Here is a 17,152-nt window from a genome sequence, read left to right on the forward strand (position 1 = left end):
TGCTCGCGAAAAACGTACATTCAACGCAGCGATGCGCCTGGAATACCTTCGCGAGCAAGCTCGCTCCTACAGTGGGTGCGTCAGCCGTTGATCATCGGCAGGTTGAGGCCCTGTTCCTTGGCGCAATCGATAGCGATCTGGTAACCGGCATCGGCATGACGCATCACCCCGGTCGCCGGGTCGTTATGCAGCACGCGGGCAATTCGCTCAGCCGCTTCGTCGGTGCCGTCGCAGACGATCACCATGCCGGAGTGTTGAGAGAAGCCCATGCCCACACCACCGCCGTGGTGCAGCGAGACCCAGGTCGCGCCGCTGGCGGTGTTGAGCAAGGCGTTAAGCAGCGGCCAGTCGGACACGGCGTCGGAACCGTCCTGCATGGCTTCGGTTTCGCGGTTCGGGCTGGCGACCGAGCCGGAGTCCAGATGGTCACGGCCGATCACGACCGGCGCAGAAAGCTCGCCGCTGCGTACCATTTCGTTGAAGGCCAGGCCGAGCTTGGCGCGCTGACCCAGGCCAACCCAGCAGATACGAGCCGGCAAGCCCTGGAAGCTGATGCGTTCGCGAGCCATGTCCAGCCAGTTGTGCAGGTGGGCATCGTCCGGGATCAGCTCTTTGACTTTGGCGTCGGTCTTGTAGATGTCCTGCGGGTCGCCGGACAGTGCAGCCCAACGGAACGGGCCGATGCCACGGCAGAACAATGGGCGGATATAGGCCGGTACGAAACCCGGGAAGTCGAAGGCGTTTTCCACCCCTTCTTCCTGGGCCATCTGGCGGATGTTGTTGCCGTAGTCGAAGGTCGGGATGCCCTGCTTCTGGAATTCCAGCATGGCTTTGACGTGCACGGCCATCGACTGTTTGGCGGCCTTGATCACGGCGGCAGGCTCGGTCTTGGCGCGGGCGCGGTATTCGTCCCAGGTCCAGCCGGCTGGCAGGTAGCCGTTAAGCGGGTCGTGGGCGCTGGTCTGGTCGGTGACCATGTCCGGACGTACGCCACGCTTGACCAGTTCCGGCAGGATTTCGGCGGCGTTGCCCAGCAGGGCGATGGAGATAGCCTTGCCTTCCTTGGTGTACTTGGCAATGCGCGCCAGGGCGTCGTCGAGGTCGGTAGCTTGCTCGTCGACATAACGGCTGCTCAGGCGGAAATCGATGCTGACCTGCTGGCATTCGATGTTCAGCGAGCAGGCGCCAGCCAGGGTTGCCGCCAGCGGCTGGGCCCCGCCCATGCCGCCGAGACCGGCGGTGAGCACCCAGCGGCCGGTGAGGTCGCTGTTGTAATGCTGGCGACCGGCCTCGACGAAGGTTTCGTAGGTGCCCTGAACGATGCCCTGGCTGCCGATGTAGATCCAGCTGCCGGCGGTCATCTGGCCGTACATGGCCAAGCCCTTGGCATCCAGTTCGTTGAAGTGTTCCCAGCTGGCCCAGTGCGGCACCAGGTTGGAGTTGGCGATCAGCACGCGGGGGGCATTGCTGTGGGTCTTGAACACGCCGACCGGTTTACCCGATTGCACCAGCAGGGTTTCGTCGTCGTTCAGGTTGGTGAGGCTCTCGACGATCTGGTCGTAGCACTCCCAATTGCGCGCCGCACGGCCAATACCGCCGTACACCACCAGTTCTTTCGGGTTCTCGGCCACTTGTGGATCGAGGTTGTTCATCAGCATGCGCAGCGGCGCTTCAGTCAGCCAGCTTTTGGCGGTGAGCTTGTTACCGCGGGCGGCGCGGATTTCGACGTCACGGTATTTTGTAGACTTGGTCACTGCTAGAACTCCTCGGCGATCGATGCGCGAACATGGATGGTGCGAAGGAGAGTCTTACGCACACATCTTTACTTGTATGTACAAGCATATGCAATCGAGCGGCCAACTCTTGGAGTGAGCCCTGCAGATTTTTTCCGAAGACGAGCAAAGGCCTTGAAAATAAAGGCTTCGAAGCTTGATGAAATTTCTTACGGAGATGTTTTACGGCAAGAGGGATTTGTCACGACAGCGCAGCTTTGCGTCACGCTGGGGCATTAAGTAACAAATTGGTGCGCAGGCTGGAAACAGATCTATGGATCACACAAAACAAAATGTGGGAGGGGGCTTGCTCCCGATAGCGGTTTATCAGTCACCTATCAATTGACTGAACCACCGCTATCGAGAGCAAGCCCCCTCCCACATTTTTCAACCGCGTGCGGTCAGTTCGATCAGGCAGCAACGGCCGGTGACCGATATATCCAGCAGGCCAACATTACCGTCTACTTGCAGGCAATCGTGATGGCCGAGCTTCTCGCCCAACACCTTCACTTCATCCGCCACGCTGAACACCAGCACCGTCTGCGCCGTGCTGAAGAATCGCTGTACACCGTCAATCCACTGCAAGCGCGCATGGTAACGCTCAGGCGAGTAGATCAGATTGAAGTCGCGGATCGGCCCCGTGATCAAGCGGCAGGACACCTGGCTTTCACCTTGGAACGCGAACGGCTGCAACGGTAACAAACCACGCTGCTCCTCGCCGTCCACGGTCAGTACCATGCCCGCGCCTTTGATCACCGTGATCACACGCTGGTAGCCGGCGAAGGTGGAGAAACCACCCGACTCCGCAATATCGGCAATCGATAGGCGCCAGCCAAACCCATCCAGGCCAGCGCCCTCATCACGGCTGATTTCTTCGGTACTGCCGCCACCGTTTTTCCACGGCATGCGTACGTAGTCGGCGGCGCGCCAGACCTTGATTTCACTCATTTACTGAAACGTCCTTCGAGGCTGTGACGGGAGCCTGGATGGATCAAGCGCGCAGCGGTTACCGGCTGGCGACCCGACCAGGTGCGGCGACGAATCAACAGGCACGGCTCGCTCGGCTCGATCTGCAACAACTTGCACTCGGCGGCGTCGGCAAGAATCGCCTCAACCACATGCTCGCCCTCGGTCAATGGCGCTACCTGATTCAAGTAGGCATATGGGGTTTGCTGGGTGAAGTCCTGCTGCAAGTAGTCCGGCGCGACCAGGGCGTTGACGAAACGGTCTTCGATTTGCACGGGAATGTCGTTCTCGTAATGCACGATCAACGAATGAAACACCCGCCCGCCTTCGCGCATTTCCAGGGCCACGGCACGCTCGGAACCGGCGGCTTCTTCGCCCAGGGTGATGACCTGGCACGTGTGCCGATGCCCGCGGGAGGCAATTTCATCGGCAATGTTGTGCACTTCAAACAGCGCTGACTGGCTCTTCGGTTCGGCGACAAACGTGCCCACACCTTGCATGCGCACCAACATCCCTTCGGCGGTCAGTTCGCGCAGTGCGCGGTTGATGGTCATGCGGCTGAAGCCCAACTGGCTGACCAGCTCGCTCTCCGACGGCACGCGGTAATGGGGCGGCCAGTTGCCGTTGAGGATCTGCTGGCTGATCATCTGTTTGACGCGGGCATACAAGGGCGCCGGACTTTCGTCCATGTGGGCAGCCAGCGAAGACTTGGCGGGCGGAGTCGGCACAGGGAATCCTTGCAGGAAGAAAAGATGCATAGATTGCCGGAGTTTACCGAGCAGGCAAACGTCTGTATATGTATATACAAATAAACACACGACCGGGGTGCCTTGATCATGTCCGCTTTCTTTGCCGAACGCGCGCTGCTGCCTAATGGATGGGCCAACGATGTACGTCTTGAAGTCAGCGCCGATGGCCTGCTGACCCAGGTTGAGCCCAATGCCAGTGCAGACGCTGCCGAACGGCTCAGGGGCCCGGTATTGGCGGGCATGCCAAACCTGCATTCCCATGCCTTCCAGCGCGCAATGGCAGGTCTGGCCGAAGTGGCTGGCAACCCCAATGACAGTTTCTGGACGTGGCGCGACCTGATGTACCGCATGGTCGGCAAGATCAGCCCCGAGCAATTGCAGGTCATCGCCCGCCAGCTGTATATCGAAATGCTCAAGGCCGGCTACACCTCGGTGGCCGAGTTTCATTACGTGCACCACGATGTCAGCGGCCAGCCCTACGCCGACCGTACCGAGCTGTCGCGCCAGATCAGCCTGGCGGCCGCCAACAGCGGGATCGGCCTGACGTTGGTGCCGGTGCTCTATACCCACTCAGGCTTCGGCGGCCAGGCGCCGAATGAAGGCCAGCGCCGTTTTATCAACAGCACCGAAAACTACCTGGACCTGCAAGCACGCTTGCAGCCGATCCTGGCGGCACAACCCGCGCAACGACTGGGACTGTGTTTCCACTCTCTGCGCGCCGTCATCCCCCAGCAAATCCACGACGTCCTGGCCGCCAGTGACAAGACTTGTCCGGTGCATATCCATATCGCGGAGCAGCAAAAAGAAGTCGACGATTGCCTGGCCTGGAGCGGCAAGCGCCCATTGCAGTGGCTGTATGACAATGTCGAGGTGGATGAACGCTGGTGCCTGGTGCACGCCACCCATGCCGACCCCGATGAAGTGACACGTATGGCCAAGAGCCGGGCGATTGCCGGTTTGTGCCTGACCACCGAGGCGAACCTGGGCGATGGGATTTTTCCGGCGGTGGATTTCCTCGCCCAGGGTGGACGCATGGGTATCGGGTCCGACAGCCATGTATCACTGAGCGTGGTGGAAGAACTGCGTTGGTTGGAATACGGCCAGCGCCTGCGCGATCAACGGCGTAATCGCCTGTATCGCAGTGATCAGCCGATGGTTGGGCGCACGCTGTTCAATGCTGCGCTGGACGGTGGCGCACAGGCGCTGGGCCAGCCGATTGGTCGCTTGGAAGTGGGTAAGCGTGCGGATTGGATCGTGCTGGACGGTAACGATCCGTACCTGGCCACAGCTACCGAGGACGCAATTCTCAACCGCTGGTTGTTCGCCGGCGGTGATCGGCAGGTGCGCGATGTGCTGGTCAATGGCAAGTGGGTGGTGCGGGATGGGCGGCATGCCGGTGAAGAGGAAAGCAACCGGGCATTCACCCAGGTCTTGAAGGCTTTGTTGGGCTAACGGCCAACACCTAACACATGTGGGAGGGGGCTTGCTCCCGATAGCGGTGTGTCAGTATCAGATGTACTGGCTGACACACTGCATCGGGAGCAAGCCCCCTCCCACATTTAATTACTGCGAAGTCTTGGCCATTTGTTTATCTGAAGTACGCCAGATCAACCGCGTGGTGTCATACCCCTGCTGCCGCGCCCTACTGAGCAAGTCTTCGCGGGTATCGGCGCTCACCGTCGGCGTGCGCGACAGGATCCACATATAGCGCCGGCTCGGGCTGCCGACGATGGCGGTCTTGTAGTCATCGCTCACATACAGCACCCAGTAATCGCCCTTGGCGACGCCCGGCAGCAGTGACGTGAACCAGTTATTGAATTCGACCCAAAGCTTGTCGGTCTTGCCGGGCACTTGCGGCGTGGCCGTGCCTTTGGCTTCCTGCCACTTCCACTCAGTTGTCAGGCAGCGGTTGAACACCGACATGTCGCCATCTGGCAGCAGGGTATAGCGCGCTTCGGATTGCGCGCAGTTGCGCTGGAAGTACATGGGCAATCGGGCCAACTCATACCAGGTGCCCTGGTAACGCTTGAGGTTGACGTTGCTCGCAGTCTTGGGTTGCAGATCATCGCCAGAATGGCTGGCACAGCCCGCCAAAAACAGGCTGGCGCAAAGGAACAAAACAAAACGCATCATTCTTCTTCTCCCGCAGGCTCGCGCCCCGGTTTACTTCAGGCCTTGCCCGGAAAACATCAGAACTTTGTCACCGGCGTATTGCACGCTGATAAAGCTGTTTTTATCGCCCCAGGTGCAGCTGGACATGCCCAGTGCGCCGGAACAATCGGTCGGCTTGCCCAGCAACGACTCCACCTCGGCCTTGGCCATGCCAGCCGACAGTTTCTGGTAGTTTTCTTGAGTGACCTTGCTGCAAGCGGCTAACAGCACGCAAAAAGCCAGCAGGGCGAGACGGCGTAAAGACATGGAAAAGCTCCTGGAGAGACAAAGCAGCTGGGGTATCTGCCAGAAGCTTAGAAGGGAAAAGAGGTGTCTGGTTCCCGACGAGCGAAAACAAAAAAGCCCCGCAAACGCTGAAACGTTTCGGGGCTTCTTCAAGGGTGAACGGCCTCACAACACGGCGGATAATTTATCGCCGTGTATTACTTCTTGTGGTAGCCGGTCACACGCTCAACTTCTTCCTTCGAACCCAGGAACACCGCCACGCGCTGGTGCAGGCCCTCAGGCTGGATATCGAGGATACGCTGGTGGCCATCGGTGGACGCACCGCCCGCCTGCTCGACCAGGAACGACATCGGGTTGGCTTCGTACATCAAACGCAGTTTGCCCGGTTTGGATGGCTCACGGCTGTCGCGTGGGTACATGAACAGGCCACCACGGGTCAGGATACGGTGCACGTCGGCCACCATCGCAGCGACCCAGCGCATGTTGAAGTTCTTTTTCAACGGGCCTTCTTCGCCTTCCATCAGCTCGTTGACGTAACGTTTCACCGGCTCTTCCCAGTGACGCTGGTTGGACATGTTGATCGCAAATTCCTGGGTAGAGGCAGGAATCGAAATGTCTTCGTGGGTCAGCACAAAGCTGCCCATTTCGCGGTCGAGGGTGAAGCCCTTGACGCCGTCGCCCAGGGTCAGCACCAACATGGTCTGTGGGCCGTAGATCGCATAGCCGGCAGCCACCTGCTCAGTGCCTGGCTGCAGGAAGGCCTTTTCGTTCAGGGCTTCGTTCTGGCTCAGGTATTCGCTTGGGCAACGCAGTACCGAGAAGATGGTGCCGACTGGTGCGTTGATATCGATGTTGGACGAGCCGTCCAGTGGATCGAATACCAGCAGGTACGCGCCTTTCGGGTATTTGCCCGGGATCTGGTAGGCATTGTCCATTTCTTCGGACGCCATGCCAGCCAGGTGACCGCCCCATTCGTTGGCTTCGAGCAGGATCTCGTTGGAGATTACGTCGAGTTTCTTCTGCACTTCGCCCTGCACGTTTTCAGTGCCCATGCTGCCCAGCACGCCACCGAGGGCGCCTTTGGATACGGCGTGGCTGATTTCCTTGCAAGCACGCGCCACCACTTCGATAAGGAAGCGCAGATCAGCAGGCGTGTTGTTGCTGCGGGTCTGCTCGATCAAATAGCGACTCAGGGTAACGCGGGACATGGACGGCTCCGGAGAATGGGGGGCTGAAAACCCGCGCAGTTTAGCGCGAGTCGAGGTGTATTTCCTCTAATCAGAGGATTTAACTCCAATAGAGTTCAAGGCCTGCCCGCAGGCTCAGCCCGCTTGGGCGGCAGCGGTGCGAAATACCCCACCACCAGCAGCAACCCACCCACGCCGATGAACGACACGATCCGCGCCAGGCCGCCGCGGTTACTCAACTCGACAAAGAACAGCTTGGCCACCACCACCGCAATCAGCACCGCACCGACCAGCCATACTTCGCGACGATGGCGCAGGTGACCGCCGATCATCAGGCCGAGGGCGATCAGGGTCCAAATAATCGACAACCCTGCCTGGACCCGCATCGACTCCAGCAGCGCATCCAAATGGAACGGCACACCGCTCCAATGGTGCGCGGTGCGCATCACCAGCGCGGTAAAGAAAGCAAACAACGAGGCACCCACCACCGCCTGGGCGATTAATGTCACTTGCGACCCGCGTTGCGGCGCCACGCTGCGCGACCACAGGTACACCCCGAGCAACGCAAACAGCAGGCCCAGGTCCAGCGGGCTGATCAGCGGCACGTAGGGCATCGGTTTGGCGGTACCGTCGCTGAACATATTCGCCAGCCAGAACCACCCCAGCATCAATGCGGCCAGGGGTAGCGCGGCCAGCACGCGGTACTCACGCGGATAGCCCGACACCGGCCACGGCCAGGCACGTGGTGCCGCCGCGAGCATCAGATACAGACTTGGCAGAATCGCCCAACCCAGCCAGCGCCAGGCGTTGTACTCGCTCGACAGCTGCATCAGGCCGTAGCGCAGCTCCAGCGTCAGCACGCCGATCAACATCCAGCAGCCGAGCACATGGGCAACACTCAGCGCTTGCTGCGGCACCAGCAACGCCAGGCGGCGCAGTGAAACGAAGTGCAGCACGTAAACCGCCACCCATGCCAACCCGGCGAGGTTGGCGGCCGGATGGTAGTACTCGTCCCATGTGCCAAGCAGCACCATACCGGCAACCGGCATCAGCAAGGTGCACACCGCCCCGAGCGCCACCCAACGCAGGCGCAGCGCCAGCCAGCACCACAGCCCCGTGCTGAGTGCCGCTGCCGCGTATAACCAGGTCGCGTGCCAATCCGTCGGGGCTGAGCGCCACACTTCGCCGAGCACCGCCAACCCCCACCACACCACGCCCCAGCCCAGCAGCAGTTTGGAGCTGCGGGTCGATTGCTGATGCCGCAAACACCAGGCACTGGTCATTGCTGCCAGGGCAATGATCATCGGTGTGTAGAAATTACTGACGGGGTCGAGCGCAAAGCTGATGCCGCTGAGCAGTTGCACGGCCACGGCACAACGCACCCAAGTCTGCGAACCGAGCCGCCGGCCTGCCCACACCGTCACCAGGCCGGCGAGCGCCCAGCCGATAACGCTGCCCTGGGTCGACCACAGCAACGGCGCCAGTAGATATCCACAGCCCAGGCCGAGCGCCGCAAGCCACGGTGCGCCTTTACGTTCCCAGGCGTGGGCGAGCTCAAGCGCAGCTTTGTGAACCTGATAAAACGTGAACAGCAACGCTGCGCCTAGCAACAACGCACTCAGTGCCGGCCCCTCCAGCAGCGTGTCTGTACCGGGACGCAACTCGCTGAAAAACGCCAGTGCCGAGCCCAGCTGCAGCAACAAGGCAAATGCCCGCGCCAATAGCCGCTGTTGGCGCAAGCCGAGCCAGAAGATTCCGGCGCCCTCTACTGCCCAGGCCGCCGTGGTCCAACGCGCATCAAGCCCCAGGGGAATCGCCAGGCTGACGAAAATCACCCCAAGGGCCAGGCAGGTTTGCGCCAGCAACAAGGTACGCCCGCCGCTCAGCCAGCGCGCCAGGGCCATGTAGAGAATGCCCAGTGCCAAGGCACTGAACGCTGCGGCAAATTCCAGGTGCTGTACCAATGCGAACTGCAACCCAAAGCCCACTAACGGCGGACCGAACAACAGGCTGCCGTCAACATAATCGCCCTTGGCCGCCGACCAGCGCAGCCATGCGCCACGGCTGTCATCCTCGGGCGCATCGGCCATCTCGTGCAATTTGCGCCAGGCAAACAACAAGCCTACGGCCAGGTACATCAGGAAAAATACAATCAGGAACGGCTCAGTGCTCCACAACATGTCCGGCGTATAGGCACGCACACCCCAGACGAAGCCGATACCGAAAGTGCCGACAAAGCCGATCAGGTTGAGTGGGCGCCAAGCCTTGAACCAGGCGATGGCAAGGATGCCGGCATTGAGCAGGGCGAAGTAGCTGAACAACGTCACATGGCTGCCGGCACCGGTAGACGCCAGGAGCGGCGCAGCAAAACCGCCCAGCACGGCCGCGCAGGCCAGGCCCAACGCATCTTGAGTGAGCGCCAGAATCGCGGAAAAAACGGTGACGACCACCAACAGGCCAAACGCCGTGCCCGGGTCGATCAACGGGTGCAAGCGCATTGCGGCGAATACCGTCAGGTACAGCACTGCGATACCGGCGCCTTGCAGCATCAGGCCGTAATTACTGTTACGTCGCCGCAACCACCAGCCCAGGCCCAGCAGGCCGATGGCAGCCGTCGCTACTCCGGCGTACCGCAGCTGGATCGGCACCACCATGCCTTCCGTGGCGTAGCGAAGCAGGAACGCCAGGCCAAGGAACAACAGCACCAAACCGACACGCAGCACGGTATTGCCGCCGAACAGCCAATTGCGTGCAGCGGTGATGGCGCGTTCGAACAGCGTGGGACTGCGCAGTGGTTCGGGGGCGCGTGGCGCGGCGGCAGGCGCCCAGGCGTCATCCGGTAGCGGCCGGCTCGGCTCGGCAATTATGGCCACAGGCGTCAATTCAGCAGGCAGCTCCCAAACCAGTTCGGACGGTTTGACGACAGGGGTCGGCTCAGGCACAGGGGGGTCGGCTGCAACGTTGCTGGTCGGCGTGGGCACTTCCAGCTGCCGCAGGCGCTCGCCCAAGGCTATCAGCGCCTTCTGCATGGTTTCCAACTGACTGGCCTGCTGCTGCGCCTGGGCCGACAACTGCGACAGGCGGAGCGCCTGGCCGATGCCCAACCCAAACAATGCACCGATACCCGCATCGCTGAAAGACTCATCGAGCGCCCAGCCGAGTACCACGCCAATCAGCATGAAAATCCATTGCATGGTCGATATTCCCTGAGCGAACCGAAGGCCAGTATATCGACGCAGAAGCAATGTGGGAGGGGGCTTGCCCCCGATAGCGGTGGATCAGCTGATACATTCAATGCTGACACTCCGTCATCGGGGGCAAGCCCCCTCCCACATTTTGTGTTGCGGTGTTTAGTCGAGGGCTTTCCAGATCTCGGTGGCGTACTCGCGGATGGTACGGTCCGAGGAGAACCAGCCCATCCTTGCCGTATTCAGCACAGCCGAACGCCACCATTCCTTGGAGTCATGCCAATGCGCCTCGACCCGTGCCTGGGCATCCCAGTAGGAATCGAAATCGGCACACACCAAGAAGCGGTCGTAGTCGATCAGCCCGTCGATCAGGCCGACATAACGCCCCGGATCATCCGGCGAGAACACCCCGCCGCGAATCGCTTGCAGCACGTCGCTCAAACGGTGGGACACGGCGATGTCCGGCCCGGCATTGAATTCACCCGCGTGCTTGCGCGCCTCCACCTGCTGGGCACTGAGGCCGAAGATAAACATGTGCTCGGCGCCGACACGCTCGTGCATCTCCACGTTGGCGCCGTCCATGGTGCCGATGGTCAACGCACCGTTGAGGCCGAACTTCATGTTGCTGGTGCCTGACGCCTCGAAACCGGCCGTGGAGATCTGCTCCGACAAGTCCGCCGCCGGAATGATGCTTTCCGCCAGGCTGACGTTGTAGTTGGGCAGGAACACCACCTTGAGCAAACCACGTACGGTCGGGTCGTTGTTGACGGTGCGGGCGATGTCGTTGGTCAGCTTGATGATCAGCTTGGCCTGGTGGTAGCTGGCAGCCGCCTTGCCGGCGAAGATTTTCACCCTTGGCACCCAGTCGACCTCGGGTTCGGCACGAATCGCCTGGTACAGGGCCACGGTGTGCAACAGGTTGAGCAGTTGGCGTTTGTATTCGTGAATACGCTTGACCTGCACATCGAACATCGCCGCCGGGTTGACCGCGATGCCCAGGCGCTCATGAATGATCTCGGCCAGTGCACGCTTGCTGTGCAAGCGCTGTTCGGCGAAGGATTTGCGGAAGGTCTGTTTCTCGGCGAAGGTTTCCAACTCCGTCAGGCGGGTTTCCATGCTATCGAGAATGTCCGGACCCAGGGCCTCCACCAGCATCTCGGTCAACTTGGGGTTAGCCTGGTAGAGCCAGCGGCGGAAGGTGATGCCGTTGGTCTTGTTGTTGATCCGTTCGGGGTAAAGCTTGTGCAGTTCGGAGAACACCGTGCTGCGCATCAGCTGGGTATGCAAGCCGGACACGCCGTTGACGCTATGGGAGCCGAGGAACGCCAGGTTGCCCATGCGCACGCGGCGGCCATTGTCTTCTTCGATCAGTGACACGGCGCGCAGTACGTCAAAGTCGTGGATGCCCTTGGCGCGCAGCGAGTCAATGTGCTGGGCGTTGATCAGGTAGATGATCTGCATGTGCCGGGGCAGCATGCGCTCCATCAAACCTACCGGCCAGGTTTCCAGCGCTTCGGGGAGCAAGGTGTGGTTGGTGTAGGAAAGCGTTTCGACGGTGACGTCCCACGCGGCTTCCCAAGGAATGTCATGCAGGTCGACCAGTTGGCGCATCAACTCGGCCACGGCGATGGACGGATGGGTATCGTTGAGCTGGATGGCGGCGTGTTCGCCCAGGCTCAGCACCGAGCCGTGCATGTTCTTGTGGCGGCGCAGCAGATCCTGCAGTGAAGCGGACACGAAGAAATATTCCTGGCGCAGGCGCAATTCCTGTCCGGCTTCGGTGCTGTCGGCCGGGTACAGCACGCGGGAGATGCTTTCGGCGCGGGCCACTTCGGCGACGGCGCCCAAGTGGTCACCGGCGTTGAAGCGCTCCAGGTGCAAGTCTTCTACGGCCCGTGCACGCCACAGGCGCAGGGTATTGACGCTGGCGCCGCGCCAGCCGACTACCGGTGTGTCATAGGCTACTGCGCGTACGGTCTCGTTGGGCGACCACACCTGGATCATCTTGCCGGAGGCGTCCGGAATAGTTTCGACACTGCCGCCAAAGCCGATCGGGTAAATCACCTCGGCTCGTTCAAACTCCCACGGGTTGCCGAAATCCAGCCAGCGTTCGGTTTGTTCCTGCTGCCAGCCGTCGACAATGGCCTGGCGGAACAGACCGTGCTCATAACGGATGCCATAACCGTGGCCGGCAATGCCCAGGGTCGACATGCTTTCCATGAAGCAGGCGGCCAGGCGCCCCAGGCCACCGTTGCCGAGGGCCGCGTCGGGCTCCAGCAGGCGAATGCGTTCCAGGTCGACGCCCAGTTCGGACAAGGCTTCGCGGGCGATTTCCAGCACGCCAAGGTTGCTCAGGCTGTCGTAGAGCAAACGACCGATGAGGAATTCCAGGGAGAGGTAGTAAACGCGCTTCTGGCCTTTGCGATAAATACGCCGCGTATGGTCCATCCAGTGATCGACCATCTGGTCGCGAGCGGCCAGGGCAATGGCTTCGAACCAGTCATGGTCGAAGGCGTGATCCGGGTCCTTGCCCACCGCGTAGGTGAGTTTGGTCAAGACAGCATCGCGGAATGCGGCTACCTCTGCTTCTCGTGCAAGTGGTTCCTGAGACATCAGTTGCGACCTCGGGCGAGATAGAAGGAGTTGCTAGAGCCTAGACGCTCTGACACACGGCGCCGGCTCTGGTTCGTCAGTTTTTTAACTCATTCACTGTTAAGGGGATTAGATGCAGGGGTCGTGCCCGAACGCCACCGAAGATGAAAAACCTGAAAATATTGTTCAAAAAATCATCAATCCCGGTATGATCGCGCGCCCGGACACCGCCCCACCTTGGAACCCTGATGAAGCCTCAACTGATCGCCGCCGCGGAACTCGACCGTCTCGAAACGTGGCAGAAATATTCCGCCCACATGTGCGGCGGCTGCGTATCCAGCTGCTGCACCCTGCCGGTGGAGGTGAAGATCAAGGACCTGATCCGCATTGGCATCGTCGATGAGTTCGAGCGCGGCGACCCGCCGAAGAACATCGCCAAGCGCTTGCAGAAGGAAGGCATCGTCGAGCGCTATAACAACAAATCCGAGATTTTTACCCTGCAGCGCATGAGCAACAACGACTGCCTGTACCTGGATCGTAAGACGCGCTTCTGCACTATTTATGACAAGCGCCCGGATACTTGCCGCAACCACCCGAAAATCGGGCCGCGGCCGGGGTACTGCGCGTATAAGCCGAAAGAAGTGGTGCGCGAGACCAATTTCAAAACCCTCGATAAGTTCTGATCCAAGATTTGTAGTGTTTTGAAGGGCCTCATCGGGAGCAAGCCCCCTCCCACATTTTGATTTGTGAACACATTCAAGTGTGGGAGGGGGCTTGCTCCCGATGAGGCCGGTACAGGCGCCACAAAACCAGCAGGCATAAAAAAACGCCCCCGGCCTTTCGACCGGGGGCGTTTTTCATTCAGCCTGAGTTAACTCAGTTCTTGGCTTTCTTGGCAGCGCGGGTACGCTCGCCTTCGTCCAGGATCTTCTTACGCAGGCGGATCGACTTAGGCGTGACTTCGCACAGCTCGTCATCCTGGATGAACTCCAGGGCCTGTTCCAGGGTGAAGCGAACAGGTGGAACCAGGGCGATGGTTTCGTCTTTGCCCGAAGCACGCATGTTGTCGAGCTTCTTGCCTTTGGTTGGGTTGACGCCCATGTCGTTGTCACGGCTGTTCAGACCAACGATCTGGCCGTTGTAGATCTCTTGACCGTGTTCAACGAACAGCTTGCCACGCGCCTGGAGGGTTTCCAGGGAGTAGGTCAGCGCCTTGCCGGTTTCTACCGATACCAGAACACCGTTCTGACGGCCGGACATGTCGCCGGACTTCATGGTGTCGTAACGATCGAAGATCGAGGTCAGGATGCCAGCACCGTTGGTCAGGGTCAGGAACTGGTTACGGAAACCAATCAGACCGCGAGCAGGGATGTTGTATTCCAGACGTACACGGCCCTTGCCATCCGGCACCATGTTGGTCAGGTCGCCCTTACGCAGGCCCATCTCTTCCATGACCTTGCCCTGGGATTCTTCAGGGGTGTCGATGGTGACGTTTTCGAACGGTTCCTGCTTCACGCCGTCAACAGTACGGATGATCACTTCCGGACGACCAACACCCATTTCGAAGCCTTCGCGACGCATGGTTTCGATCAGTACCGAGAGGTGCAGCTCACCACGGCCGGAGACTTTGAACTTGTCAGCCGAGTCGCCTTCTTCAACGCGCAGTGCAACGTTGTACAGCAGCTCTTTGTCCAGACGCTCCTTGATGTTACGGGAGGTCACGAACTTGCCTTCTTTACCGCAGAATGGCGAGTCGTTTACCTGGAAGGTCATGGAAACGGTTGGCTCGTCAACAGTCAGAGGCTTCATCGCCTCGACGTTGTCTGGCTGGCACAGGGTGTCGGAGATGAACAGCGAGTCCATACCGCTCACGCACACGATGTCGCCGGCGAAAGCCTCTTCAACGTCGATGCGGTGCAGGCCGTGGTGACCCATCAGCTTCAGGATACGACCGTTACGCTTCTTGCCGTCGGCACCGATAGCCACAACCGGGGTGTTCGGCTTGACGCTACCACGAGCGATACGGCCAACGCCGATAACACCCAGGAAGCTGTTGTAGTCCAGTGCCGAGATTTGCATCTGGAACGGGCCTTCACGGTCAACTTTCGGCGGCGGTACGTTGTCGACGATCGACTGGTACAGCGGGGTCATGTCTTCAGCCATGTCGTTGTGGTCAAGACCAGCAATACCGTTCAGGGCCGAGGCGTAGATGACCTGGAAATCGAGCTGTTCTTCGGTGGCGCCGAGGTTGTCGAACAGGTCGAAGATCTGGTCCAGAACCCAGTCCGGACGCGCGCCTGGACGGTCAACCTTGTTGATGCACACGATCGGACGCAGGCCGGCTTCGAAGGCCTTCTTGGTCACGAAACGGGTTTGCGGCATAGGGCCGTCTTGAGCGTCAACCAGCAGCAGAACGGAGTCGACCATCGACATTACGCGTTCTACTTCGCCGCCGAAGTCGGCGTGGCCCGGGGTATCCACGATGTTGATGTGGTAGCCGTTCCAGTTGATAGCGGTGTTTTTTGCCAGGATGGTAATACCGCGCTCTTTTTCCTGGTCGTTGGAGTCCATCACGCGCTCGTCGTTGAGCTCGTTGCGCTCCAGGGTGCCGGATTGACGCAGGAGTTTGTCTACCAGGGTGGTTTTACCATGGTCAACGTGGGCAATGATGGCGATGTTACGTAGATTTTCGATCACTTGTGTATCTCGATCAGAGGATTCGGTGTGCTGACAGGTCGTGGCAGCGATTAACAGTAGAGTCAGGCCTTGCCGTTACAGCTTGACGGCAGAGTCGGGGGGCCGGTGACGCAGGCCACAGGCAAACAGCCCCGGGCTCTTAGCTCGGTCGATAAACGCGCACATTGGCATGCCCCTCACTGAGCAAATGGTGGGCATGCAGGCGACTCATCACGCCTTTGTCGCAATACAGCAGGTACTGACGGCTGTTATCCAGTTCCTTGAAACGCGCGTTCAGTGCGTAGAACGGCAGCGTTTGCACGTCGATGCCAGTAATTTCCAGCGGCTCGTCTTCAGCGGCGTCCGGGTGACGGATGTCGATGACGATCTGGCCGGCCAGGGCCTCACTGACTTCTTCGATTTGCACATCCTGGCCCAACTCGTCGATGACGCGATCGATTGGCACCAGCTTGGCGTTCTCGAGCGCACGCTCCAGAATCGCCATGTCGAATTCTTTCTCTTCATGCTCCACGCGATGCCGCTTGGCGTGGGTCTTGGGGTTCACCGAGATGACCCCGCAGTACTCAGGCATGTGCTTGGCAAAGTCGGCGGTGCCGATCTGTTCTGCCAGGTCGATGATGTCCTGCTTGTGGCTGGCGATCAGCGGGCGCAACACCAGCTTCTCGGTAACACAGTCGATGATCGACAGGTTCGGCAGCGTCTGGCTGGATACCTGGGAAATCGCTTCGCCGGTCACCAGCGCGTCGATCTGCAGTTGATCGGCAATTCGCGAGGCAGCGCGCAACATCATACGCTTCAATACCACGCCCATATGACTGTTATCGACTTTGCCGAGAATTTCCCCCAGCACTTCCTCGAACGGCACGCTCACAAATAGCACACGCTGGGAGCTGCCGTACTTCTTCCAGATGTAGTGCGCGACTTCCATCACGCCCAATTCATGTGCACGCCCGCCCAGGTTGAAGAAGCAGAAGTGGCTCATCAGGCCGCGGCGCATGATCTGGTAGGCCGCCACCGTGGAATCGAAACCGCCGGACATCAATACCAGGGTCTGTTCCAGGGCGCCCAATGGGTAGCCGCCGATGCTGTCGTGCTGGCTGTGAATCACAAACAACCGTTGGTCGCGAATTTCCATGCGCACTTCAATTTGCGGCGCCTTGAGGGAAATTCCAGCTGCGCCGCACTCGCGACGCAGCTTGCTGCCGACGTATTTCTCGACGTCCATGGAGCTGAACGGGTGCTTGCCGGCACGCTTGCAACGCACCGAAAAAACCTTGCCTTCCAGCGAGCTGCCGTAGTGCTGCTTGCACTTGTCGGTGATGTCGTCGAAGTCGCCCAGCGGGTACTCATCCACCTGCAGGAAATGCGCGATGCCCGGCATGCAGCTCAGGCGCTCGGTCATGTCCTTCAAGGCTTTGGCGTCGGTAATACGGGTTTCCAGCTCGAGATTGTCCCACACGCCGTTCACCACCACAGCCGGGTCCAGGTCACGGAGCACGGCACGGATGTTCTTGGCCAACTGACGGATGAAACGCGTCCGTACCGGTCGGCTCTTGATGGTGATCTCGGGGAAGACTTTTACGATTAATTTCATGGAAACAGCG

12 protein-coding genes are annotated in these 17,152 nt (G+C 60.0%); 2 read left to right on the top strand and 10 right to left on the bottom strand.

Going from position 1 to position 17,152, the window contains the following annotated elements; genetic code table 11:
* Positions 1–80 precede the first annotated feature (80 nt).
* The 3 genes from hutU to hutC form a co-directional block, all read right to left on the bottom strand.
* Positions 81–1,754 carry a urocanate hydratase gene (gene hutU, locus ASD70_RS19190; protein WP_056847174.1) on the bottom strand — a complete coding sequence of 558 codons (1,674 nt, stop codon included), beginning with the start codon at positions 1,752–1,754 and terminating at the stop codon, positions 81–83.
* Positions 1,755–2,159: 405 nt separating this feature from the next.
* Positions 2,160–2,720: a HutD/Ves family protein gene (locus tag ASD70_RS19195; RefSeq protein ID WP_056847175.1), complete on the bottom strand. Its 561-nt coding sequence runs from the start codon at positions 2,718–2,720 to the stop codon at positions 2,160–2,162.
* Complete coding sequence (gene hutC, locus ASD70_RS19200) at positions 2,717–3,427, bottom strand: histidine utilization repressor (protein ID WP_236708731.1); 711 nt, start codon at positions 3,425–3,427, stop codon at positions 2,717–2,719. Before hutC ends, ASD70_RS19195 begins: the two co-directional genes overlap by 4 nt.
* A 147-nt stretch (positions 3,428–3,574) precedes the next feature.
* On the opposite strand from hutC, the gene ASD70_RS19205 reads away from it, so the two are divergent.
* Positions 3,575–4,939: a formimidoylglutamate deiminase gene (locus ASD70_RS19205; protein ID WP_056847176.1), complete on the top strand. Its 1,365-nt coding sequence runs from the start codon at positions 3,575–3,577 to the stop codon at positions 4,937–4,939.
* 111 nt (positions 4,940–5,050) lie between these two features.
* On the opposite strand, the gene ASD70_RS19210 is transcribed toward ASD70_RS19205, so the two are convergent.
* The 5 genes from ASD70_RS19210 to ASD70_RS19230 form a co-directional block, all read right to left on the bottom strand.
* Positions 5,051–5,620 carry a lipocalin family protein gene (locus ASD70_RS19210; protein WP_056847177.1) on the bottom strand — a complete coding sequence of 190 codons (570 nt, stop codon included), beginning with the start codon at positions 5,618–5,620 and terminating at the stop codon, positions 5,051–5,053.
* Positions 5,621–5,650: 30 nt separating this feature from the next.
* Entirely contained in the window at positions 5,651–5,905 is a 255-nt protein-coding gene (locus ASD70_RS19215; protein ID WP_043047281.1) for a lipoprotein, read from the bottom strand.
* A 176-nt stretch (positions 5,906–6,081) separates the two neighbouring features.
* Positions 6,082–7,092: a class 1 fructose-bisphosphatase gene (locus ASD70_RS19220; RefSeq protein WP_034117301.1), complete on the bottom strand. Its 1,011-nt coding sequence runs from the start codon at positions 7,090–7,092 to the stop codon at positions 6,082–6,084.
* A 95-nt stretch (positions 7,093–7,187) separates the two neighbouring features.
* The gene (locus tag ASD70_RS19225) at positions 7,188–10,265 is read right to left on the bottom strand and encodes a DUF2339 domain-containing protein (protein ID WP_056847178.1); all 3,078 of its coding nucleotides are present in this window, start codon (positions 10,263–10,265) and stop codon (positions 7,188–7,190) included.
* A 156-nt stretch (positions 10,266–10,421) separates the two neighbouring features.
* Positions 10,422–12,872, bottom strand: coding sequence for a glycogen/starch/alpha-glucan phosphorylase (locus tag ASD70_RS19230; RefSeq protein WP_056847179.1), 2,451 nt, complete (start codon positions 12,870–12,872; stop codon positions 10,422–10,424).
* Positions 12,873–13,099: 227 nt separating this feature from the next.
* Here ASD70_RS19230 and ASD70_RS19235 point away from each other — a divergent pair, with 227 nt between their 5' ends.
* Positions 13,100–13,534, top strand: coding sequence for a YkgJ family cysteine cluster protein (locus ASD70_RS19235; RefSeq protein ID WP_003187815.1), 435 nt, complete (start codon positions 13,100–13,102; stop codon positions 13,532–13,534).
* A 193-nt stretch (positions 13,535–13,727) separates the two neighbouring features.
* On the opposite strand, the gene typA is transcribed toward ASD70_RS19235, so the two are convergent.
* Positions 13,728–15,548 carry a translational GTPase TypA gene (gene typA, locus ASD70_RS19240; protein WP_043047284.1) on the bottom strand — a complete coding sequence of 607 codons (1,821 nt, stop codon included), beginning with the start codon at positions 15,546–15,548 and terminating at the stop codon, positions 13,728–13,730.
* Positions 15,549–15,687: 139 nt separating this feature from the next.
* The gene (gene thiI / locus ASD70_RS19245; RefSeq protein ID WP_046070514.1) at positions 15,688–17,142 is read right to left on the bottom strand and encodes a tRNA uracil 4-sulfurtransferase ThiI; all 1,455 of its coding nucleotides are present in this window, start codon (positions 17,140–17,142) and stop codon (positions 15,688–15,690) included.
* Between the last annotated feature and the right edge of the window lie 10 nt (positions 17,143–17,152).

The sequence above is a fragment of the Pseudomonas sp. Root569 genome, assembly GCF_001427465.1.
Taxonomy (GTDB): domain Bacteria; phylum Pseudomonadota; class Gammaproteobacteria; order Pseudomonadales; family Pseudomonadaceae; genus Aquipseudomonas; species Aquipseudomonas synxantha.

What these genes read in the sequence shown, in the direction of transcription:
- ASD70_RS19230 (WP_056847179.1), bottom strand. Translation starts at nt 12,872, where the DNA reads ATGTCTCAGGAACCACTTGCACGAGAAGCAGAGGTAGCCGCATTCCGC.
- hutC (WP_236708731.1), bottom strand. Translation starts at nt 3,427, where the DNA reads ATGGACGAAAGTCCGGCGCCCTTGTATGCCCGCGTCAAACAGATGATC.
- ASD70_RS19225 (WP_056847178.1), bottom strand. Translation starts at nt 10,265, where the DNA reads ATGCAATGGATTTTCATGCTGATTGGCGTGGTACTCGGCTGGGCGCTC.
- ASD70_RS19195 (WP_056847175.1), bottom strand. Translation starts at nt 2,720, where the DNA reads ATGAGTGAAATCAAGGTCTGGCGCGCCGCCGACTACGTACGCATGCCG.
- ASD70_RS19215 (WP_043047281.1), bottom strand. Translation starts at nt 5,905, where the DNA reads ATGTCTTTACGCCGTCTCGCCCTGCTGGCTTTTTGCGTGCTGTTAGCC.
- ASD70_RS19220 (WP_034117301.1), bottom strand. Translation starts at nt 7,092, where the DNA reads ATGTCCCGCGTTACCCTGAGTCGCTATTTGATCGAGCAGACCCGCAGC.
- ASD70_RS19210 (WP_056847177.1), bottom strand. Translation starts at nt 5,620, where the DNA reads ATGATGCGTTTTGTTTTGTTCCTTTGCGCCAGCCTGTTTTTGGCGGGC.
- thiI (WP_046070514.1), bottom strand. Translation starts at nt 17,142, where the DNA reads ATGAAATTAATCGTAAAAGTCTTCCCCGAGATCACCATCAAGAGCCGA.
- ASD70_RS19205 (WP_056847176.1), top strand. Translation starts at nt 3,575, where the DNA reads ATGTCCGCTTTCTTTGCCGAACGCGCGCTGCTGCCTAATGGATGGGCC.
- ASD70_RS19235 (WP_003187815.1), top strand. Translation starts at nt 13,100, where the DNA reads ATGAAGCCTCAACTGATCGCCGCCGCGGAACTCGACCGTCTCGAAACG.